This window comes from Streptomyces shenzhenensis (genome assembly GCF_003688995.1).
GTDB classification, from domain to species: domain Bacteria; phylum Actinomycetota; class Actinomycetes; order Streptomycetales; family Streptomycetaceae; genus Streptomyces; species Streptomyces shenzhenensis_A.
Window position 1 is genome coordinate 1 of the sequence record NZ_PENI01000055.1, and the last position, 24,033, is coordinate 24,033.

Annotated in this window: 22 protein-coding genes; 12 read left to right on the plus strand and 10 right to left on the minus strand. The window is 73.0% G+C overall.

What is annotated here, in order from left to right:
* Nucleotides 1-629: potassium-transporting ATPase subunit C (locus CTZ28_RS44255; RefSeq protein ID WP_121895418.1), on the plus strand; the 629-nt coding region annotated here is incomplete at its 5' end.
* 375 nt (nt 630-1,004) lie between these two features.
* Nucleotides 1,005-1,724, plus strand: a complete 720-nt coding sequence (locus CTZ28_RS44260) for an FAD binding domain-containing protein (RefSeq protein WP_121895419.1) — start codon at nt 1,005-1,007, stop codon at nt 1,722-1,724.
* Nucleotides 1,725-1,877: 153 nt separating this feature from the next.
* Here CTZ28_RS44260 and CTZ28_RS44265 read toward each other — a convergent pair whose 3' ends face one another.
* The gene (locus CTZ28_RS44265) at nt 1,878-2,960 is read right to left on the minus strand and encodes a fatty acid desaturase family protein (RefSeq protein ID WP_121895420.1); all 1,083 of its coding nucleotides are present in this window, start codon (nt 2,958-2,960) and stop codon (nt 1,878-1,880) included.
* Nucleotides 2,961-3,214: 254 nt separating this feature from the next.
* On the opposite strand from CTZ28_RS44265, the gene CTZ28_RS44270 reads away from it, so the two are divergent.
* Together CTZ28_RS44270 and CTZ28_RS44275 are read left to right on the plus strand one after the other, a co-directional pair.
* Nucleotides 3,215-4,024 carry an SAM-dependent methyltransferase gene (locus CTZ28_RS44270; RefSeq protein WP_121895421.1) on the plus strand — a complete coding sequence of 270 codons (810 nt, stop codon included), beginning with the start codon at nt 3,215-3,217 and terminating at the stop codon, nt 4,022-4,024.
* A gap of 319 nt (nt 4,025-4,343) precedes the next feature.
* Nucleotides 4,344-5,675 carry a cation:proton antiporter gene (locus CTZ28_RS44275; RefSeq protein WP_121895422.1) on the plus strand — a complete coding sequence of 444 codons (1,332 nt, stop codon included), beginning with the start codon at nt 4,344-4,346 and terminating at the stop codon, nt 5,673-5,675.
* Here the strand turns inward: CTZ28_RS44275 and CTZ28_RS44280 are convergent.
* Entirely contained in the window at nt 5,635-6,294 is a 660-nt protein-coding gene (locus CTZ28_RS44280; protein WP_121895423.1) for a response regulator, read from the minus strand. The two genes, CTZ28_RS44275 and CTZ28_RS44280, sit on opposite strands and share 41 nt — an antisense overlap.
* 3 nt (nt 6,295-6,297) lie before the next feature.
* Nucleotides 6,298-7,245 (minus strand): sensor histidine kinase, encoded by a 948-nt coding sequence (locus CTZ28_RS44285; protein ID WP_121895424.1) that lies wholly within the window; start codon nt 7,243-7,245, stop codon nt 6,298-6,300.
* A gap of 266 nt (nt 7,246-7,511) precedes the next feature.
* Between CTZ28_RS44285 and CTZ28_RS44290 the strand changes: the two genes are divergently transcribed.
* From CTZ28_RS44290 to CTZ28_RS44300, 3 genes are all read left to right on the plus strand, one after another.
* Nucleotides 7,512-7,793: a DUF3040 domain-containing protein gene (locus CTZ28_RS44290; RefSeq protein WP_121895425.1), complete on the plus strand. Its 282-nt coding sequence runs from the start codon at nt 7,512-7,514 to the stop codon at nt 7,791-7,793.
* A 490-nt stretch (nt 7,794-8,283) separates the two neighbouring features.
* Nucleotides 8,284-9,498, plus strand: a complete 1,215-nt coding sequence (locus CTZ28_RS44295) for a cation:proton antiporter (RefSeq protein WP_121895426.1) — start codon at nt 8,284-8,286, stop codon at nt 9,496-9,498.
* Between the two features lie 112 nt (nt 9,499-9,610).
* Nucleotides 9,611-10,711, plus strand: coding sequence for a PucR family transcriptional regulator (locus CTZ28_RS44300; protein ID WP_121895451.1), 1,101 nt, complete (start codon nt 9,611-9,613; stop codon nt 10,709-10,711).
* 217 nt (nt 10,712-10,928) lie between these two features.
* Here the strand turns inward: CTZ28_RS44300 and CTZ28_RS44305 are convergent, their stop codons facing one another.
* Both CTZ28_RS44305 and CTZ28_RS44310 read right to left on the minus strand, forming a co-directional pair.
* The gene (locus tag CTZ28_RS44305; protein WP_121895427.1) at nt 10,929-12,194 is read right to left on the minus strand and encodes a cation:proton antiporter; all 1,266 of its coding nucleotides are present in this window, start codon (nt 12,192-12,194) and stop codon (nt 10,929-10,931) included.
* A gap of 6 nt (nt 12,195-12,200) precedes the next feature.
* Entirely contained in the window at nt 12,201-12,671 is a 471-nt protein-coding gene (locus tag CTZ28_RS44310) for a cation:proton antiporter regulatory subunit (RefSeq protein WP_121895452.1), read from the minus strand.
* A gap of 153 nt (nt 12,672-12,824) precedes the next feature.
* Here CTZ28_RS44310 and CTZ28_RS44315 point away from each other — a divergent pair, with 153 nt between their 5' ends.
* Nucleotides 12,825-13,268, plus strand: a complete 444-nt coding sequence (locus tag CTZ28_RS44315) for a hypothetical protein (protein WP_121895428.1) — start codon at nt 12,825-12,827, stop codon at nt 13,266-13,268.
* 147 nt (nt 13,269-13,415) lie between these two features.
* On the opposite strand, the gene meaB is transcribed toward CTZ28_RS44315, so the two are convergent.
* From meaB to CTZ28_RS44335, 4 genes are all read right to left on the minus strand, one after another.
* Nucleotides 13,416-14,405, minus strand: coding sequence for a methylmalonyl Co-A mutase-associated GTPase MeaB (gene meaB / locus CTZ28_RS44320; RefSeq protein WP_121895429.1), 990 nt, complete (start codon nt 14,403-14,405; stop codon nt 13,416-13,418).
* A 6-nt stretch (nt 14,406-14,411) separates the two neighbouring features.
* Nucleotides 14,412-16,586 carry a methylmalonyl-CoA mutase gene (gene scpA, locus CTZ28_RS44325; protein ID WP_121895430.1) on the minus strand — a complete coding sequence of 725 codons (2,175 nt, stop codon included), beginning with the start codon at nt 16,584-16,586 and terminating at the stop codon, nt 14,412-14,414.
* Nucleotides 16,586-18,394: a methylmalonyl-CoA mutase subunit beta gene (locus CTZ28_RS44330; protein ID WP_121895431.1), complete on the minus strand. Its 1,809-nt coding sequence runs from the start codon at nt 18,392-18,394 to the stop codon at nt 16,586-16,588. The genes scpA and CTZ28_RS44330 overlap by 1 nt, the downstream gene beginning before the upstream one ends.
* Before the next feature lie 147 nt (nt 18,395-18,541).
* A complete protein-coding gene (locus CTZ28_RS44335; protein ID WP_121895432.1) occupies nt 18,542-19,039 on the minus strand; it encodes a MarR family winged helix-turn-helix transcriptional regulator in 498 nt (165 codons plus the stop codon).
* A 101-nt stretch (nt 19,040-19,140) separates the two neighbouring features.
* On the opposite strand from CTZ28_RS44335, the gene CTZ28_RS44340 reads away from it, so the two are divergent.
* Entirely contained in the window at nt 19,141-19,656 is a 516-nt protein-coding gene (locus CTZ28_RS44340; RefSeq protein WP_121895433.1) for a YceI family protein, read from the plus strand.
* 215 nt (nt 19,657-19,871) lie between these two features.
* Here CTZ28_RS44340 and CTZ28_RS44345 read toward each other — a convergent pair whose 3' ends face one another.
* Complete coding sequence (locus tag CTZ28_RS44345; RefSeq protein WP_121895434.1) at nt 19,872-21,566, minus strand: hypothetical protein; 1,695 nt, start codon at nt 21,564-21,566, stop codon at nt 19,872-19,874.
* 251 nt (nt 21,567-21,817) lie between these two features.
* Here CTZ28_RS44345 and CTZ28_RS44350 point away from each other — a divergent pair, with 251 nt between their 5' ends.
* The 3 genes from CTZ28_RS44350 to CTZ28_RS44360 all read left to right on the plus strand — a co-directional run bounded on the left by CTZ28_RS44350 (nt 21,818) and on the right by CTZ28_RS44360 (nt 23,922).
* Complete coding sequence (locus CTZ28_RS44350; RefSeq protein WP_121895435.1) at nt 21,818-22,237, plus strand: cell division protein SepF; 420 nt, start codon at nt 21,818-21,820, stop codon at nt 22,235-22,237.
* A 75-nt stretch (nt 22,238-22,312) separates the two neighbouring features.
* Nucleotides 22,313-23,563 carry an AAA family ATPase gene (locus CTZ28_RS44355; protein WP_121895436.1) on the plus strand — a complete coding sequence of 417 codons (1,251 nt, stop codon included), beginning with the start codon at nt 22,313-22,315 and terminating at the stop codon, nt 23,561-23,563.
* The gene (locus CTZ28_RS44360) at nt 23,560-23,922 is read left to right on the plus strand and encodes a nucleotide pyrophosphohydrolase (RefSeq protein ID WP_121895437.1); all 363 of its coding nucleotides are present in this window, start codon (nt 23,560-23,562) and stop codon (nt 23,920-23,922) included. Before CTZ28_RS44355 ends, CTZ28_RS44360 begins: the two co-directional genes overlap by 4 nt.
* Nucleotides 23,923-24,033 lie beyond the last annotated feature (111 nt).

Sequence of the window (24,033 nt, forward strand, 5' to 3'; positions counted from 1 at the left end):
CGGGCCTGCGCGCCCTCCTCGTGCTCACCCTGGTGACCGGTGTCATCTACCCGCTGGTCGTCACCGGCATCGCCCAGGGGCTGTTCCACGGCAGGGCGAACGGCTCCGAGATCACAGCGGACGGCAGAGTCGCCGGCTCGTCCCTGATCGGGCAGTCGTACAACCTGCCGCTGAAGAACGGCCAGGAGACCCCGGACGCGGACCTGAAGTGGTTCCAGGGCCGCCCGGCCAACGGCCTCGGCAGCAACAGCCTCAACACCCGGTACAAGCTGATCCTGTCCGGTGCCACCAACCTCTCCGCCGACAGCAAGGTCCTGATCGAGCAGGTGCGGGACGCCAAGGCCGCGGTCGTCAAGGACAACTCGGTGCCCGGCCACACCGTCCGGCCGTCCGACGTCCCCGCCGACGCGGTCACCTCGTCCGGCTCCGGCCTGGACCCGGACATCTCCCCGGCCTACGCCGCACTCCAGGTCCACCGGGTCGCCGCGAAGAACGGCCTTCCGGCCGCCCAGGTCGACAAGCTCGTCGACGACCACACCACCGGCCGTACCCTCGGCTTCATCGGCGAGCCCCGGGTGAACGTCCTGGAGCTCAACATCGCGCTCAAGGGCCTTGTGGCGCAGCACTGATGGGGTGGGACGACGACACACACGGGAGCCGGTGGCCGGGGAACCCCCTCTGCCGCCGGCTCCCGCCCGGCGCACCAGCGGATCCCGCCGTCGAACATGGCACGCCGATATAGGGAATTGCGCCGCCGCTTCGCCGTGAATCCCGGAATTCATAAGCCCGGTACATTGCGCGGAAAGCGGCGGATCCGTCTTCGAGGCGTACGGCACGGCCGGCACCCGCCGTATCTGAGATACCGTCAGTTTTCCCTGGTCATGCTCATGTGAGCCCTTTACGCGCCCCCCGCTGTGCGGCAAAAATACGCCGTGCCGGTGGGGCGAAGGTCGACCTATCGCCTCTCCCGCCTTCAACTCCCCATGAAAGGCAGGTCGGTTGCCGTGCTGCTGCGGTTTCCCATATCCGTGTCCGAAGCCCAGGAGTGCCTGGCAGAGGAGGCCGTCCCGATCGGCGGGGCGACACTGGTGTGGGCCACCTGGCAACGCGACGGCTTCCCGCAACGGGCCATGTCACTGCGCGACCTGCCGGAAGCCAACGTCATCGGCGCCGAATCCCTCGGCGGTGCCGTCCTGCTGAACCGGGTGGACGAGCGGGTACCGGACGTCCTGCGGCTGGCCGCCGCCACCATCGGCACCGGCGCCGTGCGCCGGACCGCGACCGTCGGCGGCAACATCGTCGGCAGCGCCCTGCGGTGCCTGCTGCCCGCGGCCCTCGTCCTGGACGCCCGCGCCCGGGTCCTGGACGCCGACGGCATCCACGAGACCGACCTGGCCGAGGTCACCGCCAAACGCCCGCTGCTGCTCAGCATCCACTGGCGCGCACCGCTCGCCAGCGCGTACCACAAGGCGCCCGGCGAGATCGGCGGGCCGCCGCAGCTCGTCGTCGCGACGGCGCTGCACGCGGACGCGGGCGGCCGCAACCGGCTCCGGGTCGCCGTCCGCGACGGCTACGACGTGTTCAGCGGCAGCGTGGTGTGCGAGGCCGGCACCGACGCCGGACAGGTGCAGAGTTCGCTGCGGAGGCAGCACCTCGGCGACCTCCCGGACGAGGCCTGGGACGCGATCGACGAACAGGTCCGCGACCTCCTGAGCCGCGCGTGACGACCCCTGCGGGGTGCTCAAGCACCCGTTCTTCACAGCCACGCTGAAGCCGTCCGTGGCTGCGGCGGCTGAGCCAGGGCGAACCGCTGCGGGCGCCTGCCGTGGAGGGCCGACGCCCGCAGCAGACGGGGGGATCCGACGCTCCCCGCGCCGTCAGGACGCCCTGCGCCGCTGCCTGATCGGTTCCCCGACCCGATGCATGTGGGTGAGAGCCTCGCGGTACGACCGGATCAGCCCGGTCTCGTGGTAGGGCACGCCGATCTCCGCGCAGTACGCGCGCACGATGACCTGGGCCCGGCGCAGATGGGGCGTGGGCATGCTCGGGAACAGGTGGTGCTCGATCTGGTAGTTGAGACCGCCGAGCATCACGTCGGTGAGCGGGCCGCCGGTCACATTGCGGGAGGTGAGCACCTGGCGGCGCAGGAAGTCGGGCCGTTCGTCACCGCTGAAGGTGGGCATGCCCTTGTGGTTGGGCGCGAAGGTGCAGCCGAGGTAGACGCCGAAGAGGCACTGGTGGACGGCGAGGAACGCCACCGCCTTGCCGGGGGAGAGCACCAGGAACAGCGCGGACAGATAGCCCGCGATGTGCAGGAAGAGCAGGACGCCCTCCAGGACACGGTTCTTCATGGACGGCGAGCGCAGCGCCCGTGCGCTCGCCACGTGCAGGTTGAAGCCCTCCAGCGTCAGCAGCGGGAAGAACAGGAAGGCCTGGTGGCCGCCGATGAGCCGGGCCAGGCCGCGGCTGTGCCGGGCCTGTTCGGTGGACCACACCAGGATGTCCGGGGCGACGTCGGGGTCGAGTTCCTCGTGGTTGGGGTTGGCGTGGTGGCGGGTGTGCTTGTTCATCCACCAGCCGTAGCTCATGCCGATGCCCAGGTTGCCGAAGAGACGGCCCCACAGTTCGCTCGGCCGGCGCCGCCGGAAGACCTGCCGGTGCGCCAAGTCATGGGCCACAAGGGCGATCTGACCGAAGATCAGCGCCATGCAGGCGGCGACCGCCAGCTGCCACCAGGTGTCGCCGAGCGCGAAGAAGATCCCCCAGCCCGCCGCCAGCAGCGCGATCACCAGGCCGAGCCGCGCCGTGTAGTAGCCGGGGCGCCGCCGCAGCAGGCCCGCGTCCGTGATCCGCCGGGAGAGCCGGGCGAAGTCGCTGCCCGCCGCGGGGGCGGAGCCGGGCGCAGGGCGGCGGGGGGCGGGCGTGCCGGCCGCGACGGAGGAGTCGGTGGAGATCGTCATGCTGTCGAGTCTCGGGGCGGCGGACCGGCCGGGACAGCCTGCCAGGCACCCGAAGCGGCCGGGGGCTGTCCCCAGGCACCCCAGGGGGCTGCCCCCACTCCGGGCCGCTGACCTCGGTCTTTTCTCCGTCGTACGCGGGCCGGGGCGGTCCGCCCGCCGTGTGTCACGAACTCGCCTCGGCTCAGGGCACGTTGATGATCACAGCGTGGGTTAGTGTGCTCGCGTCGGCACACGCGAATGAGTAGGACCGAACGATGAGCGACAGACTGACCGGCGGCATGGCACCCTTCAACTCCTCGGTGGCGCACCCCGCGCGCGTCTACAACTTCTGGCTCGGCGGCAAGGACAACTATCCGGCGGACGAGGAGGCGGCGCGCCTCGCGGCGGCGGCGAACCCGCAGATCATCCCGGCCGTCCGGGCCAATCGCGCGTTCCTCGGCCGGGCGGTGCGCGAACTGAGCCGCGCCGGGATCCGGCAGTTCCTCGACATCGGCACAGGTATCCCCGCCGCCGACAACACCCACGAGGTGGCGCAGCGAGCCGACCCGGGCTCCCGGGTCGTCTACGTCGACAACGACCCGGTCGTGCTCGCCCACGCCCAGGCCCTGCTGGTCAGCGCGCCGGAGGGCGCCACCGACTACCTCCAGGCTGATCTGCGGGACGTCGACCGCATCCTCGCGGAGGCGCGCAACACCCTCGACCTGTCCCGGCCCGTGGGCCTGATGCTGGTGGCGATCCTCCAGTACATCCCGGACGCGGACGACCCGTGGGGGATCGCGCGCCAGCTCCTGGACGCCCTCCCGGCCGGCAGCTACCTCGTCCTGTCGCATCCGGCCTCGGACATCGGCGCCGACGAGGTCTCCGAGTCCATGCGCGTCTACAACGAGCGGGCAGCCGAGCAGGCGGCGCCGCGCAGGCACGCGGAGGTGTCCCGGTTCTTCGAGGGCACGCGGATCCTCGACCCGGGCGTGGTCGAGCTGCCGCAGTGGCGTCCCGACGCCGACACCGTCTCCGAGGGCGGCCCGCTGCCGATGTGGTGCGGTGTGGGACACAAGGAGCAGTGAGCTGACGTAACGTCAGATATGGCAGGTACAGAGCGGGCGGGCACCGGATCCGGTGCCCGCCCGGCGCTCGAGGGGTGCGGGCAGCTGCGCGACCTGCCACGACGCCGCCGCGGACGAGGGACGAGCCGGCACCGGATCGTGGCGGCGGCCTCCAGGGGCCGACGGGGTGGGATGGGGGTCGGCCCGGGGGTGAATTGGGGGTCGGCACCGATGGCGGCTCCGGGGGCGGGCCTGTGAGGGTGGGGTGTGCCGCGCTGCGGGTGCGGGGGGCAGTCCGGTACCAGCCGTCCCGAGACCGCGGTGCGGAAGGCGGTGGCCCGTGGGACATGCCGACACGCTGCTCGCCATGGGCGGTGCCTTCATGGGTGCCGCACTGCTCGCCCGGCTCGGGGGCCGGATCGGGCTCCCGACGATTCCGCTGTTCATGCTCGCCGGCATCCTGCTCGGCCCGCACACCCCCGGACCGGTCCTCGTCGAGGACGCGCACGAATTCGCCATGCTCTCCGCGCTCGGGCTGGTCCTGCTGCTGTTCTGCCTGGGCCTGGAGTTCCACCTCGACGACCTCAGGAACGGGGGCCGGCGGCTGCTGACCGCCGGCGGCGTCTATCTGCTGCTGAACGTCGGAGCGGGCCTGGCCTTCGGCTTCGCACTGGGCTGGGGCGTGCGGGAAGCGCTGGTGCTCGCCGGTGTGCTGGGCATCTCCTCGTCCGCGATCGTCACCAAGATCCTGATCGACCAGGGCCGTCTCGGCCGTCCCGAGACCCGGCTGATCCTGGGCGTCATCGTGGTCGAGGACATCTTCCTGGCGCTGTACCTCGCCGCGCTCCAGCCGGTCGTCGGCGGCGCCCAGGGCGCCGGGGACGCGGTGGCGCAGGGCGCGAAGGCGTTCGGATTCCTGCTGGTGCTGGCCGCCGCCGCGCGCCACGGCACCCGGCTCGTCAGCCGCCTGATCGTGACCCGGGACAACGAACTGCTGGTCATCAGCTTCCTGGGCGCCGCGGTCCTGATCGCCGGGGTCTCCGAACTCCTCGGCGTGGCCGACGCCATCGGCGCCTTCATGGTCGGTCTGATCCTGGCCGGCACCCCCTCCGGCCCGCGCATCCGCGCGCTGGTGCACCCGCTGCGCGACGCCTTCGCCGCGATCTTCTTCTTCGCCTTCGGACTCATCATCGACCCCGGAGACCTCGCCTCCGTCGCCGTACCGGTCGCCGCCGCTGCCGCGCTGACCCTCGTGATGAACGTCGCCGCGGGCCTGTGCGTCGCCCGCCTCTACCGCTACGGCCCGGAGCCCGCCGCGGTGATCGCCACCACTCTCGTGGCCCGCGGGGAGTTCGCGCTGATCCTGGCGGCCATGGCCACCGGCGCGGGCCTGGACGGCCGTCTCGCCCCCTTCATCGCCGGGTACGTCCTGGTCCTCGCGGTCCTCGGCCCCGTCGTGGCCGGACACGCGCGGCTGTTCGCCCGCGTCCTGCGGCCCGCGCACGGCCCGCCCGGCACCCCTGCCGAGGCCCCGGACGCCGAGGCCCCGGACGACGCCCCGGACACCCATGCCTCGGACGTCGACGCCCCGGACGCCGACGCCTCCGGCGCCCCGTCCCGGTCGGACTCGGTCAGGGCTCTATCAGGCCGACGCGGATCGCGTAGCGGGTGAGTTCCAGCCGGTCCTTCAGGCCGAGCTTCTGCAGCAGGTTGGCGCGATGGCGCTCCACCGTCTTCGGGCTGATGACGAGCAGGTCGGCGATCTCCTGCGAGGTGTGCCCCTCGGCGACGAGCTTGAGGATCTCCTCCTCGCGGTCCGTGATGGCCCGCGCGGGCAGCGCCCGGCCCTCCCGGGCCAGGTCCAGATAGGTGCGTACGAGGGCGTTGACGGCTCCCGGGTAGAGGAACGGCTCGCCGCGCATGGTGGCGCGGCAGGCCTCGACCAGGTCGCGGTCGGCGACGGACTTGAGGACGTAGCCGGAGGCGCCGGCGCCCAGTGCCTCGAAGAAGTACTGCTCGTTGTCGTACATCGTCAGGATGAGGATCCGCAGGTCGGGCTCGGTGCGGGAGAGTTCCCGGGCGGCCTGCAGACCGGTCAGCCGGGGCATGGCTATGTCGAGGATGGCCAGATCGGGACGGTGGGCGCGGGCCTGCGCGACCGCTTCGGCGCCGTTGTCGGCCTCGGCCACGACGGTCAGATCGGGTTCGCTCTCCAGGATGAGCCGTACCCCGCGGCGGACCAGGGCGTGGTCGTCGGCGAGCAGGATACGGGCGGGCGCGGGCTGGGGCATGGTTCAGGGATTCCGGTCGGGTACGGGGACGGCCAGACGTACTTCGGTGCCTCCACCGGGCCCGGGGCCCACCCCGAGATCGGCGCCGATGAGCAGGGCGCGTTCGCGCATGCCGTGGATGCCGGCGCCTTCGGGCGCACCGCCGATGCCGCGGCCGTCGTCGCGGATGCGCAGCTCCACTCCCGTGGCCGTGGTCCGGAGGCTGAGTTCGGCGCGGTGTGCGTGGGCGTGCCGGGCGGTGTTGGTGAGCCCCTCCTGGGCGACGCGGTAGACGACCAGCTCGGACGCGCGGGCCAGCGGTGGCAGATCCGCGTCGAGCCGGGGCTGGACGGCCAGGGTGGGCCCGGTGAACTCGGCGGTCAGGGCCTTCAGCGCGCGGGTCAGGCCGAGCTCGTCCAGGACGCCGGGGCGCAGCCGGCGGGCGATGCGCCGGATCTCGTCCAGGCTGCCCCGGGTGGTCTCCTGCACCTCGTGCAGCTCCGTGCGCAGGCCGGTCGGGGCGTGCCGGGCGACCCGCTCCAGTTCCAGCAGGACGGCGGTCAGGGTCTGCCCGACCTCGTCGTGCAGCTCCCGGGCGATGCGATGGCGTTCGGCCTCCTGGGCGGAGAGCGCGCGGGCGCTGCTGGTCGCCCGCTCGTCCTCGAGCCGGTCCAGCATGGTGTTGAACGCCGTGATCAGCTCGGCCACCTCGCCGTGCCCGTCGACCGGCGGGCGCCGCCCGGGCCGCAGCAGGTCGGCCGTGGTCATGGCGCGGGTGAGGCGTTGCAGCGGGGCCAGGCTGACGCGCAGCAGCAGGGCGTTGGCGACGAGCATCGCGGCCAGGCCCACGGCGAGGATCGCGGCCTCGGTGAGCAGCACGGGGGTGGACACGGTGACCGGGCCGAGCAGCAGAGCGGTGGCCGCGACGAGTACGACGGCGTTCAGCAGAAAGATCCGCCAGAACAGGGGCACCGCGTTCCGCCTCCTCGACGTGGACTCCGCTGCCACCAGGGTGGTGGTGTTCCGGCCAGGGCGCCATCCGTGCCAGCACCCATCTTCCGGGCCGTGCACCCGGTATGCGTGACCGCTTCCGTGCGGGGCAACCACCAGGAAGGATGAGGGCCGAACCCGATGGCGGCAGGCTGCGGGCGGGGGAGAGCCTGGAGGTCCGGTGGGCCGGTCGCGCCGGGAGCGACGGTCCGGTCCGTGACGGTGTCAGGTCCGGGAGGGATGGAGCCGTGACCCAGTTCGACGACGAACGCCTGGTCAATCTTGCCGCACGGCTGGAACGGGACGACCCTCGATTCGCCCGCGCCCTGGGCGCCGGGCGTCCCGCGCGGCCCCGTGAGTACCGGCGCACCGGCGCCTGGTGGGGGCTGGCCACCGGCGCGGTCGCGCTCGGCGCGGGCGTCTTCCTGCCCCACGGGCTGCTGATCGCGGCCGGCCTCGTGGTCATGGGCATCGCCGTGCAGCTGCTCGACCCCGACCGGGCCCGGCGGCGGAACGGGTCGTCGCGGTGAGGTTCCCCTATGCGCCAACGTTGACGTTCTTCTGAGGCCCGGTTCCGGGATGCGATAGACTTCTTTACCGAGTGCTTACGCTCTGTTGAGCGTTGGCTTGCTCAGTCGTTGGTGGTCGCCGGTTCCCGGCCGACGTGATGGGGGGCGTGAGATGGACCGAGTCGTCCGCGCGCGTACCGCCGTCCGGGTCCGCGTCGACAACACCGCCCGCGACAGCGTTCCTGATACCGACAGCGCCGCCTTGAGCACCCACCGCTCCCGCTGACGCCCCGGATCCACTGCCGATCCGGTTCCCTTTCCAGCGCGACGAGCCGCCCGGCGGCTCCCGCACTCACCCGCCCGGCACCCCGCTCGCCGTACGACGACTTCGAGCCGCCGGGCCGGCCAACGGACATGCGCACGCGCAACGGCACCGGCAACGCGTCCGGCGCCCGGTACCCGCGAAGGCACAGACGCCGCCACCGAACCGATCGACGGAGGTCAGACGCCCGTGCACGACACCACCGCCATGCTCATCGAACTCGGGGCGATCATTCTCGTCCTGGGCCTGCTGGGCCGCATCGCCGGGCGGGTGGGCTTCTCGCCCATACCTCTGTATCTGCTCGCCGGGCTCGCCTTCGGGCAGGGCGGCATCCTGCCCCTGACCGCCAGTGAGGAGTTCGTCGCCACCGGTGCCGAGATCGGGGTGATCCTGCTGCTGCTCATGCTCGGCCTGGAGTACAGCGCCCCCGAACTCGTCACCACCCTGCAGACGCAATTCCCCTCCGGGGCGGTCGACTTCGTCCTCAACGCCGTTCCCGGCGCCGTGGCGGCGCTGCTCCTTGGCTGGGGTCCGGTCGCCGCCGTGGCGCTCGCCGGGGTCACCTGGATCTCCTCGTCCGGGGTGATCGCCAAGGTGCTCGGCGACCTGCGCAGGATCGGTAACCGGGAGACCCCCGTCGTCCTCGGGGTGCTCGTCCTGGAGGACCTGGCCATGGCGGTCTACCTGCCCATCCTCACCGCCCTGCTCGCCGGGGTGAGCCTGGCCGGCGGCACCGTCACCCTGCTGATCTCACTGGGCACGGTCGGCGCCGTCCTGTACGTGGCGCTGCGGCACGGCCGTCTGGTCAGCCGCGCGGTCTCCTCCGACAACGCCGAGATGCTGTTGCTGGTGGTGTTGGGGCTGACCCTGCTGGTGGCCGGGGTCGCGCAGCAGCTCCAGGTGTCCGCGGCGGTCGGTGCGTTCCTCGTCGGGATCGCGTTGTCCGGTGAGGTCGCCGAGGGTGCCCACAATCTCCTCGCGCCTTTGCGGGATCTGTTCGCCGCGGTGTTCTTCGTCTTCTTCGGTCTCCACACGAATCCTGCGGACATTCCGCCGGTGCTGCTGCCCGCGCTCGGGTTGGCCGTCGTGACCGCGCTCACGAAGATCGCGACGGGGTACTGGGCCGCCCGCCGGGCCGGGATCTCCGCGAAGGGCCGCTGGCGGGCCGGTGGCACCCTCGTCGCCCGCGGCGAGTTCTCCATCGTCATCGCCGGACTCGCCGTCGGCGTCGAACCGCGCATCGGCCCCCTGGCGACCGCCTACGTACTGCTCCTCGTCATACTGGGGCCGCTCACCGCTCGCTGGACCGAACCCCTCAGCCGCCGCCTGACCCGCCGCCCACGGCGCGCGGTGCCCGATGCCACGGCGGCCGACCCGGTGGAGGTGGCTCGTGCGAACGGCTGAACACGGCAAGCGGGGCGGCCCCGGCGCGGAGGAGCACCGGAAGCAGGCGGGGCGTGAGGGCCCCGAGGAGCGCATACGGGCGGGGGAGACGGTGACCGTGGACGGGTTCCGGATGATCGAGGAGGCGTACCCGGGTGCGTCCCGGGCACGGCCCACGCCCGCGGAGGAGGCCACCACCGAGACGTTCCTCGACGGCTTCCAGCAGATCCTGGCGGACGCCGCGGTCACCGGCCGCCGGCTGACCCGCCCCGAGATCGAGTCCCGGCGCCTGCTCGGCGCCCGCGCGGCGGAGGCCGGGCACGGCTGGCGGGCCCTGGTACGCGCGCATCTCACGGCGGGCCGGGCCGGCCGGCCCGCCGGGGCCGACCCGGACAGCGTCCTCGCCGTCGTCGAGCAGGCGGTCGACGCGTTCGCCGACGGATACGAGCGTGCGCAGCGGCACGTCGTACGCCGGGAGGAGGCCGCCCGCCGTGAGTTCATCGACGACCTGCTGCACGGGCGCGGCGACCCCGGCCAGCTCGCCTCGCGCTGCGAACGGTTCGGGCTGCGCCTGTCCCGCACCCACTCCGTCGCGGTGGCCGGCGGGCCGGAGGGTTACGACGAGTCCGACCCCGTGCCCCGGCAGGTCGCGGACGAGTTGTTCGCCCGCTTCGAGAACCGCCGCATCCTGTTCACCACCAAGGACGGGCGGATGGTGTGCATCGCACCCGGCGACCAGGACGACGTGCTGACCTGGTTCGGCAAGCTCGTGCACGCCCGGGTCGTGGGGAGCCAGGTCGCCGTCGGACGGCCCCGGCCCGGCACGGTCGGCATCGGGCACAGCTACGAGGAGGCGCTCAACGCCCTCGACGTCGCCCAGCGGATGGGCTTCGACGATCCGCTGCTGCGCGCCGCCGATCTGCTCGTCTTCCCCGTCCTGGCCCGCGACCGGCCCGCGCTGATGGACCTGGTCCGGCACACGCTGGGCCCGCTGGAGCAGGCCCGCGGCGGTGCGCAGCCACTGCTCGACACGCTCACGGCGTACTTCGACAGCGGCTGTGTGGCCACCGTGGCGGCACGCGAACTGTCACTCAGCGTGCGCGCGCTGACCTACCGGCTGGCCCGGATCCACGCCCTGACCGGCAGCGACCCCACGGACCCCGGCGACCGCTACACCCTGCAGACCGCAGTAGTCGGAGCCCGCCTCCTGGCCTGGCCGGGCCGCCCCCTGTAACTGGCCCCGGTGGGGCAGGCGCCTTGAAGGGGCGCGGGGAACTGCGCGCTCGGCCACGACGGCGCTGCAGCCGGGTGACGGCGTGTTGTGGGGGTGCCGAACCGACCCCGGTGGGGCAGCCGCCCTGTAGGGGCGCGGGGAACTGCGCGCTCGGCCGCGATGGTGCCGCGGGCGGGGGACGGCGTGCTGTCGGTCCGGCCCCCGCCCCCGGGAGGGGTCAGGCGTGACCGACCGTGTCAGGATCCTCCGCGGAGCGCTCCGCGGAGTCCCTCGGTGCCGTGACCGCCGCCTCGGCGGGCGCCTCGGTCGCGACCGACGGCTTGCCGAAGCGGCGCGTGAGTGCCAGGGCCACCGGCTCGGTCCAGCGGGCGGTGAGCGGCCCCAGGACGACCAGGATCAGCACGTACGCCGTGGCGAGCGGCCCGAGCGAGGGCTCGATCCCGGCGGTCACGGCGAGTCCGGCGATGACGATGGAGAACTCGCCGCGGGCGACGAGGGTGCCACCGGCACGCCAGCGGCCCTTCGCGGAGATCCCGGCCCGGCGGGCGGCCCAGTACCCCGTCGCGATCTTCGTGAGCGCGGTCACGACGGCCAGCCCGAGCGCGGGCAGCAGCACCGGCGGAATGTCCGCAGGATTCGTGTGGAGACCGAAGAAGACGAAGAACACCGCGGCGAACAGATCCCGCAAAGGCGCGAGGAGATTGTGGGCACCCTCGGCGACCTCACCGGACAACGCGATCCCGACGAGGAACGCACCGACCGCCGCGGACACCTGGAGCTGCTGCGCGACCCCGGCCACCAGCAAGGTCAGCCCCAACACCACCAGCAACAGCTTCTCCGGGTCGTCGCTGGAGACGAAGCGCGAGATGTGCCGCCCGTAGCGCACCGCGAGGAGCAGTACCAGCCCGGCGACCCCGAGGGCGATGGCCAGCGTGACGCTGCCCGCGGCCAGCCCGGTGCCGGCCAGCAGCGCGGTGAGAATCGGCAGGTAGACCGCCATGGAGAGGTCTTCGAGGACCAGGATGCTCAGGATCACCGGGGTCTCGCGGTTGCCCAGCCGCCCCAGGTCGCCGAGCACCTTGGCGATCACCCCGGACGAGGAGATCCAGGTGACCCCGGCGAGGACCACGGCGGCGACCGGACCCCAGCCAAGCAGCAACGCCATCACCGCGCCGGGCAGGGCGTTCAGCGCCGCGTCCACCAGACCGGCCGGGTACTGCGTCTTGAGGTTGGAGACCAGATCGCTCGCCGTGTACTCCAGGCCGAGCATGAGCAGCAGCAGGATCACCCCGATCTCGGCACCGGTGGCGACGAACTCCTCACTGGCGTCCAGCGGCAGCAGCCCGCCCTCGCCGAAGGCCAGTCCGGCGAGCAGGTACAGGGGGATCGGCGAGAACTGCAGCCGCCCGGCGAAACGGCCCAGCAGACCGAGCCCGAGCAGGACCGCGCCGAACTCGATCAGGAAGATTGCGGAGGAGTGCACAGACCGTCACTCCCGACCGAGGATCTCGGCTGCCGCGTCCACGCCCTCACGGGTGCCGATCACGATCAGAGTGTCGCCGCCGGCCAGCCGGAAGTCGGGGCCCGGGGAGGGGATCGCCTCGGCCCGGCGCATCACGGCCACGATGGACACGCCGGTCTCCGTCCGCATCCGGGTCTCGCCCAGCAGCCGCCCGTTCCAGTGGGACGTGGCGGACAGCTCGACCCGCTCGGCCACCAGGCCCAGCTCGGTCGTCGACAGCAGGCTCGGGCTGTGGTGCTTGGGCATCAGCGCGTCGATGAGCGCGTCCGCCTCCCCGGAGGCCAGCCGCACCGACAGGGCGCAGGCGTCCGGGTCGTCCTCGCGGTAGGCGCTCAGCGTCCTGGACCCGTCCCGGTGGGCCACCACCGACAGGCGCCGTTGTTCGCGTGTGGTCAGGTCGTAGCGCACTCCGATGCCCGGCAACGGCGTACTGCTCATGCGTGCGGCGCCCACTGCGGCCCCCTGTCTGGTTTGACTGTTCCTTTGCAAAACGGTTGGTGACACTCTAACGAGCGCCCCGGAACCGGCCGAGGGAGCCCGTCGGGCACCACCCTGCGTCGGCACCGGGCAGGACCGGAAGGAAGCGTCAGCATGATCGAGTGGGTGTCATACCGCTCAGGGGCCACCCCCGTGCCCCAGCCCGTAGCGACGCCGCTGGTGTGGACCGGCGCCGTCGGCGGCGCATCGGTGCTCGTGGCGCTCCTCAATCACCTCGTGGGCCCGTACCGGCCCACGCTCGCGCTGACCGTGCTGTCCCTGCTGGCCGCGCTGCTCGGGCTGTGCGCCCGCTTCGTGGCGGCGCCCGGCACCGCCCTGCTGTGCTGGCTGCTCCTCAACGGCTTCGGCATCCCCCCGGCGGGCACCCTCACCTGGGCCGTCGACCGGGACGCGTTCTGGCTCTCGTGTCTGTTCGGCGCCACGCTCGTGGGCACGGTGCTCGCCCGCCTGGTCAACGCCCACGCCGCCTACCGACGGCTGGGCACGGCGACGGGTCCGCTGCCGCCCGAGAACGACGACGGCCGCAACGGCGGCTAGCGGCGGTCGGGCCGAGGCCGCCAAGTCCGAGGTACGGGCGGCCTTCGGCCCGCTGATCCGCGGGGCGGGCCGTGACGCGTCGTCGGTCGGCTGCGGCGGCAAGTGGGTGGGCGCGCAGTTCCCCGCGACCCTTCGGGGCGGGTGATGCTAGGCAGGCCGTTCGCCGAATGCCCTCAGGATGTGTTCCGCGGCCAGGGTCGCCGTCAACGAGCCGTCCCTGACCCGCTGTTCCAGCTCGGGGGCGAGCGCGCGGACCGCCGGGTCGGTGTGCAGCCGGCCGAGCAGTTCGTCGCGGACCATGGACCAGGTCCAGCCGACCTGCTGATCGCGCCGCTTGGCGGTGAGCCGGCCGGTCGACTCCAGCAGCGCACGGTGCTGTTCGAGCCGCTCCCACACCGTGTCGAGCCCGGTCGACTCCCGCGCGCTGCAACTGAGCACGGGCGGCGTCCAGAAGGCGTCCCGGCCGTGCATCAGCCGCAGCGCGCCCGCCAGTTCCCGCGCGGCCGCCCGGGCGTCCCGCTCGTGCGGGCCGTCCGCCTTGTTCACGGCGATCACGTCGGCCAGCTCCAGGACGCCCTTCTTGATGCCCTGCAACTGGTCGCCGGTGCGGGCCAGGGTGAGCAGCAGGAAGGAGTCGACCATGTCGGCCACCGCGGTCTCCGACTGCCCGACGCCGACGGTCTCCACGAGGACCACGTCGTAGCCCGCGGCCTCCATCACCACGATCGACTCGCGGGTGGCCCGGGCCACCCCGCCCAGCGTGCCCGCGCTGGGGGAGGGCCGTACGAACGCCGCCGGGTCCACGGCCAGCCGCTCCATGCGGGTCTTGTCCCCGAGGATCGAACCGCCGGTACGGGTCGAGGACGGGTCGACGGCGAGCACCGCCACCCGGTGCCCCAGCGAGGTCAGCAGCGTGCCGAACGCGTCGATGAACGTCGACTTGCCCACGCCCGGCACCCCGCTCACGCCGATCCGCCGGGCCCGGCCGCCGTGCGGGAGCAGTTCGGTGAGCAACTCCTGCGCCAGCGCCCGGTGCTGCGGCCGGGTGGACTCCACGAGGGTGATCGCGCGGGCCACGACCGCCCGCCGCCCGTCGAGCACACCCTTGACATACGTGTCGAGATCGATCGCCGCCATGGCGCCCTACAGTTCGTGGCCGAGGCCGGCCGACAGCCGCTGCACCAGGTCGTACGCCGCGTCCGGGATCACCGTGCCGGGCGGGAACACGGCCGTGGCACCCATCTCCAGCAGGGTCGGCACGTCCTGCGGCGGGATCACCCCGCCGACCACGACCATGATGTCCTCCCGGCCCTCCGCGGCGAGTTGCTCGCGCAGCGCCGGTACGAGGGTCAGGTGGCCGGCGGCCAGCGAGGACACCCCGACCACGTGCACATCCGCCTCGACCGCCTGGCGGGCCACCTCGGCGGGGGTCTGGAACAGCGGGCCGACGTCGACGTCGAAGCCCAGGTCGGCGAAGGCGGTCGCGATCACCTTCTGGCCGCGGTCGTGGCCGTCCTGGCCCATCTTGGCGACCAGGATCCGCGGCCGGCGCCCCTCGGCCTCCGCGAAGGCGTCCACCAGGGCGCGGGTGCGGTCCACGGACGCGGACTCGCCTGCTTCGTTGCGGTACACGCCGGAGATCGTACGGATCTGGCCCGCGTGCCGGCCGTACACCTTCTCCAGGGCGTCGGAGATCTCGCCGACGGTGGCCCGGGCGCGGGCCGCGTGCACGGCCAGCTCCAGCAGATTGCCGTCGCCGTCGGCGGCCCGGGTGAGCGCGTCCAGCGCGTCCCGGCAGGCGGTCTCGTCCCGCTCCGCGCGCAGCCTGCGCAGCTTCTCGATCTGCTGGGCGCGCACGGCGGAGTTGTCGACCTTGAGGACGTCGATCTGCTCGTCGCTGTCGACCCGGTACTTGTTGACGCCGATCACCGGCTGCCGCCCCGAGTCGATACGGGCCTGCGTGCGGGCCGCCGCCTCCTCCACCCGCAGCTTGGGGATGCCGGCGTCGATGGCCTGCGCCATGCCGCCCGCCCGTTCCACCTCCTGGATGTGCTGCCAGGCCCGGCGGGCGAGGTCGTGGGTGAGCCGCTCGACGTAGGCGCTGCCGCCCCACGGGTCGATGACCCGGGTGGTGCCGGACTCCTGCTGGATGAGCAGCTGGGTGTTGCGGGCGATGCGCGCCGAGAAGTCGGTGGGCAGCGCCAGCGCCTCGTCGAGCGCGTTGGTGTGCAGCGACTGGGTGTGGCCCTGGGTGGCCGCCATCGCCTCCACACAGGTACGGGTGACGTTGTTGAACACGTCCTGTGCGGTCAGCGACCAGCCCGAGGTCTGCGAATGGGTGCGCAGGGACAGCGACTTGGTGTTCTTGGGCGCGAACTGCGAGACGAGCTTGGCCCACAGCAGCCGGGCCGCCCGCAACTTGGCGATCTCCATGAAGAAGTTCATGCCGATCGCCCAGAAGAAGGAGAGCCGGGGCGCGAACGCGTCCACGTCCAGGCCCGCAGCCCGGCCCGCGCGGAGGTACTCCACGCCGTCCGCGAGCGTGTACGCCAGCTCCAGGTCGGCCGTCGCGCCCGCCTCCTGGATGTGGTAGCCGGAGATGGAGATCGAGTTGTAGCGGGGCATCCGCTGCGAGGTGAAGGCGAAGATGTCGGAGATGATCCGCATCGACGGCTTCGGCGGATAGATGTACGTGTTGCGGACCATGAACTCCTTGAGGATGTCGTTCTGGATGGTCCCGGCCAGCTTCTCGGGCGGCACGCCCTGTTCCCCGGCCGCCACGATGTACAGCGCGAGCACCGGCAGCACGGCGCCGTTCATCGTCATCGACACGGTCATCCGGTCCAGCGGGATGCCGTCGAACAGCTGCCGCATGTCGTAGATCGAGTCGATGGCCACGCCCGCCATGCCGACGTCGCCGGTCACCCGCGGGTGGTCGCTGTCGTAGCCGCGGTGCGTGGGCAGGTCGAAGGCGACCGACAGGCCCTTCTGACCGGCCGCCAGATTGCGCCGGTAGAACGCGTTGGACTCCTCGGCGGTCGAGAATCCCGCGTACTGGCGGATCGTCCAGGGCTGGTTGACGTACATCGTCGGGTACGGGCCGCGCAGATACGGCGCGATGCCCGGGTACGTGTCCAGGAAGTCCAGGCCCTCCAGGTCACGGCCGGTGTACAGGGCCTTGACGCCGATGCCCTCGGGCGTCTCCCACAGCGGCTCCGCGCCCCCGGTGGCCCGCCGCACGGCCGTGTGCCAGTCCGCGATGCCGCCCGCGGGGTCCGGGGTGCCCAGGTCGATGCCGGAGAAGTCGGGGATTCCCATCAGGACACTCCCATGCGGTCGAGGGTCGCGGACAGCACGGCGACGGCGTCACAGCCCGTGAAGACGTACGCGTCGACGCCCGGGTACGCGGCGGGCCGGCCCGCCAGGAACACCTGCCGGGCGCCGGCCGCCCGCAGCTCGGCGGCGGCCTGTTCGGCCTGTTCGGCGTAGACCGTGTCGCTGGAGCACAGCACGGCCTCGGTGGCGCCGCTGTCCGCGAACCGGCCCTCGGCGACCGGCTCGACGCCGCCCGCCTGGAAGAGGTTGGCGGCGAACGTGGCCCGCGCGGTGTGCGCGGCGGCGGGGCCGAGCGTCGCCAGGAAGATCCGCGGCCGGGCACCGGTCGCCGCCAGATGGGCGTCGGAGCGGGCGCGCAGCGCCTCGAACGCCTCGTCGCGGCGGACCCGCGGCAGCCCGCCGGACGGCGGCTCGGGCGCGGGCTCGCGGGTCACGGGCTGCTCGGCCAGGAGCGGGAACTCGCTGACGCCGGTGACGGGTTCGCGCCGGGTGGTGAGCCGTGCGGTGCGCTCCTGCCAGGTGCTCGCCAGGTCCGCGCGGATCCGGCCCGAGCGCAGCACGGCAGCCTGGCCGCCGTCCCGCTCGATCGACCGGAAGAACTCCCAGCCGGCGTGGGCGAGTTCGTCGGTCAGCCGCTCCACGTACCAGGAGCCGCCCGCCGGGTCGATCACCCGGGCCAGCTGCGACTCCTCCAGCAGGATCGTCGACGTGTTGCGGGCGATACGGCGGGCGAACGCGTCCGGCAGGCCCAGCGCGTGGTCGAACGGCAGCACGGTCACGGCGTCGGCGCCGCCGACCCCCGCGGCCAGCGTCGCCACGGTCGCCCGGAGCATGTTCACCCAGGGGTCGCGTCGGGTCGCCATCACCGGCGACGTCACGGCGTGCTGGAGCTGCGCGCCCGCGTCCGGCGCCCCGCACACCTCGGCGACCCGCGCCCACAGCCGGCGCGCCGCGCGCAGCTTGGCGACGGTCAGGAACTGGTCGGCGGTGGCCGCGTACCGGAACTCCAGCTGGGCACAGGCCTGTTCGACGCTCAGCCCGGCCCCGGTCAGCTTGCGCAGATAGGCGACGCCGGTGGCGAGGGAGGCGCCGAGCTCCTGCGCGGCCGAGCCGCCGGCCTCGTGGTACGGCAGCGCGTCCACGGTCAGCGCGCGCAGCCCCGGGTACGCGTCGGCGCAGCGCGCGGCGAGCGCCGTGACCGGGGTGAAGTCCTGCCGGTCGCCGGTGCGGGCCTCGTGGCCGAGCGGGTCGGCGCCGAGGTTGCCGCGCGCCGTCCCGGGGGCGACGCCCCGCTCCTCGTACAGCGCCAGCAACTGTGCCGCGGCGGCCTCGACGTCCCGGCCCGCGTCTAGCACGACCGGCGCCAGGTCCAGGTAGACGCCGTCGAGCGCGCGGCGCAGCCCGGTCAGGGGGATGCCGCCCGCGCCCACGAGCAGCCAGAGCGAGGTGGCGCCGTGCTCCAGGTCGGCGAGGACCGCGCCGTCGGCGAGCGCCGCGTGCCGCTGCCGTACGTCCCAGCCGGCCACGGTGGTGCCCTCCGGGCGGCCGCCGCGGACGAACGGGGCGAAGCCGGGCAGACCGGGGTCGGGTGCGGCGTCGCGCGCGGTGTAGAGGGGGCGGGTGCGCAGCCCGTCCTCCAGCGTCGTGGACAGGGCGTCCTCCGCTGCCGCGCCCGAGGCTTCCTTGCCCGACTTGCGCAGCACACCCTCGACCAGGCGTTGCCACTGCTCGTGTGTCGCGTCAGGGAACCCGGCGGCCAGTGAGAGCCCGTCGTCAGGCAGGACCGTCATGCTCGGATGCTAGGCCAGCCCGCTCGCGCGGCAATGGAGCACGCGCTGTGACATTGCCCTCGCCGACTCTGTGACCCGTGCCGCTTCGGGGCTTCGCACGGATTCTCAGGGGCTCTGAGGGGGAGGGTGACCGCACTTCGGAGCCGGTCAGCGGGTCCCGTCCGCGAGCCCGGGCAGCAGGCCGAGCACGGCCGCGCGCTGGGCCGGTCCGACGAACTCGGCCAGCGCGTCCTTGACCGCCTCGGCGAGCAGTCCGGAGGACTCCCGCAGCAGTCGCCGTGCCTTGTCGGTCAGGGCGACCTCCACGCCCCGCTTGTCGTCGCAGACGGCTCTGCGGGTGACCAGGCCCGGTCGCTGGAGGCAGGCGATCTGGTAGGTGAGCCGGGTCTTGGGGCGGCCCAGCAGTTCGGCGATCCGGGTCATGCGCAGACCGCCCTGCGGCTGCTCGGCCAGCAGACACAGGATCAGGAACTCGTCGTGCGAGACGTCCAGGGTCTGCTTCACCACGGAGCGCAGCCGCTGCTCCGCCGCCCCGGTGGCGGCCAGCAGCAGCATCCAGGCACGCAACTCGCCGGGGAGCAGCCCTGTTCCCTCCGCGGAGGGGCATTCGGGCCGGTCGGAGGGGGGTTCCTGGTCGGCTGCCATGGGTTCGAGTCTACCTGTTGTCCAAATTTGGATCGTGGGCTAGCGTTGGCTCATCCAAATTTGAACCATCGTCTTGAACCCGTCATCGAAGGAGTACGACCATGACCGTCGCCGTGGAAACAGGTCTCTGGCAGGTCGACCCGGCCGCCTCCGCCGTGAGCCTGCGGCACAAGACCTTCTGGGGCCTGGTCACCGTCAAGGGCGCTTTCGCCACGGTCGCCGGCCAGGGCGAGGTCCGGCCCGACGGCTCCGCCACCGGCACCGTGACCCTGGACGCCGCCTCCCTGGACACCAAGAACGCCAAGCGCGACGCCCATCTGCGCGCGGCCGACTTCTTCGACGCCGACAACCACCCGGAGATCACCTTCACGGTGCAGGGCGCCGAACTCCGCGGCGACGGCGCCGCGCAGATCACCGGCCGGCTCACGGTCCGCGGCATCAGCCGCCCGCAGACCCTGACCGCGCGGCTCGTGGAGGCCGACGCCGACGCGCTCACGCTGGAGACCGAGTTCACCGTGGACCGCGAACAGTTCGGCCTGCACTGGAACCAACTCGGCATGCTCCGCGGCCTGACGACCGTGACCGCCGCGCTCCGGTTCACCCGCGCGGCGGCCTGAATTCGCCCGTCAGCCCGCGCCGCCGGTCCCCCGCGGGCGGATCCGTACATGCGGCCCGGGGGCGGTGAACCGGCCTTCGGGTGGGTGGAGTTCGGGGGTGGCCGTGCCGTGGGCGGGGATCGTCGCGGGGTCGCGCGCCGGCACCTATGGCCCGTGGTCTGACGGTCGTGACGGTGGGGCTGTGGTTCATCCGCGTGGTGGTCTGAATTGGGCCGTCAGTCCGCGCCGTCGGTCCCCCGTAGCCGCACGTTCTGACTCGACAGTGTCTGCGGGGTGGCCGTGAATGCCCGCAGGCGGATCCGCACATGCGGCCCGGGGGCGGTGAACCGGCCCTTGGGCGGGCGGAGTTCGAGGGTGGCTGTGCCGTGGGCGGGGATCGTCGCCGGGCCGCGCGCCAGCGACCAGTATCTGCTCATGCCCTGGCCGGTGGTGAGCGTGAAGTGCGGGGTGAGCGCGTCGCCCGCCGTGTTCGTCACCCGCAGGGTGAGCGCCGAGACCACGTCCGCCGAGGCGTGCCGCACCGAGGTGACCCGCATCCGCAGCGGTGGCGCGCCGGTCACCGCCAGGGCCGCGCTCAGCAGCGCCGGGGAGACCAGCAGCGCGCTCACCGCGACCAGCGCGGGCCGGCGGCGCACACCCGTCAGCGGCCGGGGCCGCGGCTGCCAGGCATGCGCGAACTCCGCGGGCGGCGCCGTGACCGCGGCCGCCAGCCACAGCGGCGTCATCATCAGGTAGTAGCCGTCCTGGGAGCGGGTCGCCAGAAAGAAGGCGCACCAGGGCAGCACGGTCGCCGCCGGACCCAGCCGCCGCACGAACAGCACGAACAGCGCGAGCAGCGCGGCCGCCAGGAACATGCTCGCGTGCCCGTACCAGTCCAGCCGGTCGCTGCCGTCGGTGAAGTACAGCGAGACGCCCACCAGGCCCTGGCCGTGCAGCACCGCGCCCTGCGTCAGCGGCAGCGCGATCCCGTCCAGCCAGGGGCCCGGCTCCCGCACGACGAAGTACGTGTTGATCAGCAGCCAGGCGGTGGCCGCGGCCCCGACCAGCCGCAGCATGACCAGCCCGGCCGCCCGGCCGCCCAGCTCACCGCGGCGCACCGCGTAGATGCCGGCCAGCAGGAACGGCGCCACGAACCACGGGAGTTGCTGGGCAGCGCAGGCCGCGCCCAGGCACGCGGCCCGGGCGATCCCGGCCGCGCCCAGCCGCCCGCCCCGCCCGATCCGCGGCCAGCGCACCACCACCGGCACCAGCAGGGCAAGGCCGATGATCGCCGGGTAGCCGAGCCGCGCGTACGTCGGCAGGAAGCCGAAGCCCAGACCGGCCATGGTCGCCGTCGACCGCCACGGCGCGGGCAGCATCCGCCACAGCGTGACCGTGCCCACGACGAGCGCTCCGGTGCTCACCGCCGTGGCGGGCGCGCCGCCGTGCCCCAGCCACAGCAGCGGCGCGGTCAGCAGCGGGGCCAGCGGCGGATAGCCGTACGTCAGGTCGTAGCCGCCGCTCGTCGTCGGGGTCAGGGCCACACCCTTGCCGGTGAACAGCCAGGGCCAGGGCTGCCCGTAGACGGGGTGCCCGGCGGTGAGTTCCCGGGCGGCCTGGGTGGTGAGGACCGCCTCGTCGCCGCCGCCGTGGTTCAGCGCCCAGGCGCACAGGACCAGCGTGACCGCCGTCGCCAGCACCACCAGGTCGAGCCGGGCCAGCGAGCGGGTTCGACGAACCGTCAGGGCCAGTACGCCGGTGACCAGGACGGCCGCGTAGCATACGGAGATGACGGCCGCGAGGACCATGCGGTGCGTGGCCGTCTGCGTCCACACCGACCGGGTGCCGATGAACAGGCTCACATCGGCCAGGAGCGTGAGGACGCGGTGCCACTGCGCGGGAGGGCCGGGATGCTCCCGGGCGGCGGACACCGCCGACTGCGTCCGCTGCCCAGGCGCCACCAGCTGTTTTTCTGCCAAGTGCACGACACGGCACGCTAGTCGCGGCGGGTGAGCCGGGCGTCACAGGAGGCGAAGAGTCCGGTGTGAGGCCGGTAAGAACCGGGCGTATGCGTCCATGTGATCGAAGAACTGCCGGCGACGAGTGGCCGATGCCCGGTCGCGCTTCGTGTCGCAGTTGGGCCGAACGGGTGACTTGGCGTAAGAATTGGCCCGGTGAAGGCATGGAGTGCGAGTCAGATCGGGGGGAGCCGGTGAGCCGTTACGACGCCACCGATGAACAGTGGGAAGGGCTCGCCCAGGTCGTGCCGCTGCGGGGCCGGGACGCCTGGCCGTCCGCGGTGGGCCACCGCGCGCTGCCCGACGCGGAGACCGAGACCCGGCGCCGGTTCGTCGTCCTGCGGGTCAATGTGTTCGCGGACGCCCGCGAGGTCGCCGAGACCGTGATGGCCGGCATTCCCGTCCTGCTCGACCTCAGCAGTGCCGAGACCGATGTCGCCAAGCGCGTCCTCGACTTCAGCACCGGCGTGGTCTTCGGACTGGGCAGCGGGATGCACCGCGTCGACCGCAACGTCTTCCTGCTCACCCCGCCCGGCATCCAGGTCAGCGAACTCATGGCCGGGGCCGGGGCCTCCGGCGGCTGAGCCCGGTCCCCCGATCGTAGGAAGGTGCCACGGACGGAACGGTTCGCCTGGGCACCGGGGTCCTACGGTCCGGACATGGCCGAGCCCTTCGCGTCCGTCGCGCCCGTCCCGCCCCCCGCACACCCCCGAACCGGCCGGCCGGGGCCGCCGCCGGGTTCCGACGTGCCGGCGGGCTCCTCGGCACGGTCCGAGCGGACGGTGCGGCCGGGCCTGACCGAGCTGCGGCTGTCCGCCTTCGCCGGGCACCGCGGGACCGGGTTCCCGCTGGGGCCGCTCACCCTCTTCGCGGGACCCAGCGGAAGCGGCAAGACGACCGCGCTCCGGGCGTACGAGGCACTCGCCCGCCTTGCCGGCGGCGCCCCGCTCGCGGAGGTCTTCCCGGACCCGGCCGCCTGCGTGCCCGAGCGGGCCAGACCCGACGCCCAGCGCCGCCGCGGCTTCCGCATCGGATGCACCGCGGACGGTCCCGAGGGCCCGGTCCGGCTCGACGTCGCCGTCCAGGCGGAACCCGAACTGCGCATCGTGGGCGAGCGGTTGACGGCGGGCGGGCGGATCCTCCTGGAGACCGCCCTGCGCGACCCGGGGCGGCCCGCCGTCCAGGCCGCCTGGCACACGGCGGGGTCGGCCCCCGTCACCCGCGCCCCGCTCCCCGACGACCGGCTCGGCACCGCGCTGCTGCCGCTGCGCGTGGCCGGCAAGACCGACGGACAGCGCCAGGTGCTCGCCGCCGCCGAGCAGACCGTGGTCGCCCTGCGCTCCGTGTTCGCCTGCGATCCGCGGCCCGACCGGATGCGCGGACCCGTCCCGCTGGGCTCCGGGCGGCTGCTGCCCGGCTGCGACAACCTCGCCGACGTCCTGTGGCGCACCCGGTCGGAGTGCGGGCGCCGGTACGCGCGACTCGTCGCCGCGGTGCGCGACGGCTGCCGCGGTCCCGTGACCGACGTGCTCGCCGAGCCGCTGGGCGACGACACCGTACGGGCGGTGCTCGACCGGGGCGACGGCATCCGCACCGACGCAGGGCGGCTCGGCGACGGCGAACTCCGGTACCTCGCGCTGGCCCTGGTGCTGCTCACCGGGCCGGGCGTGCTCGACGTCGACGCGCCCGGCGAGGTGCCCGACGCCATACGGGGGCTCACCGTCCTCGCCGACGGCCTCGACCGGGCCCTGGACGGCCGCCAGCGCGGCGGGCTGCTGCGGCTCGCGGCGCGGATGTGCGCGCTCGGGCACATCCGGTTCGTCGGGGCGGTGAGCGACGCGTCCTGGGCCGCCGGAACGGAGGGGGTCACGGTGGTGGACCTGGACCCGGTGGTACACCTGGAGGCGTGACGGAACACCTGGACGTGGCGAAACTGCAGCGCCGCCTGGCCGACTTCGCGGCCGCCCGGAACTGGCAGCCCTTCCACACCCCCAAGAACCTGGCGACCGCGCTCAGCGTGGAGGCGTCCGAACTGGTCGAGATCTTCCAGTGGCTGACGCCCGAGGAGTCGACCCGTGTCATGGCCGACCCGGACTCCGCGCACCGGGTCAACGACGAGATCGCCGACGTCCTCGCCTATCTGCTCCAGCTGTGCGAAGTGCTGGGCGTCGATCCGCTGTCCGCGCTCGACGCGAAGATCGACCGCAACGAGCGGAGGTTCCCCGTACCGGAGGGCGGGGGTGCGCAGGGCGGGGGCGCGGGCGCGTAACCTTGCGCTCCGCTTTCACTCTCCGAAGTCGGAACGCCCGCCGAATCCGAATTGTTGTCCACAGATTTCCGTCTTCCTCTGGCTTTTCGTCCCAAGGAACCTCACTCTGGG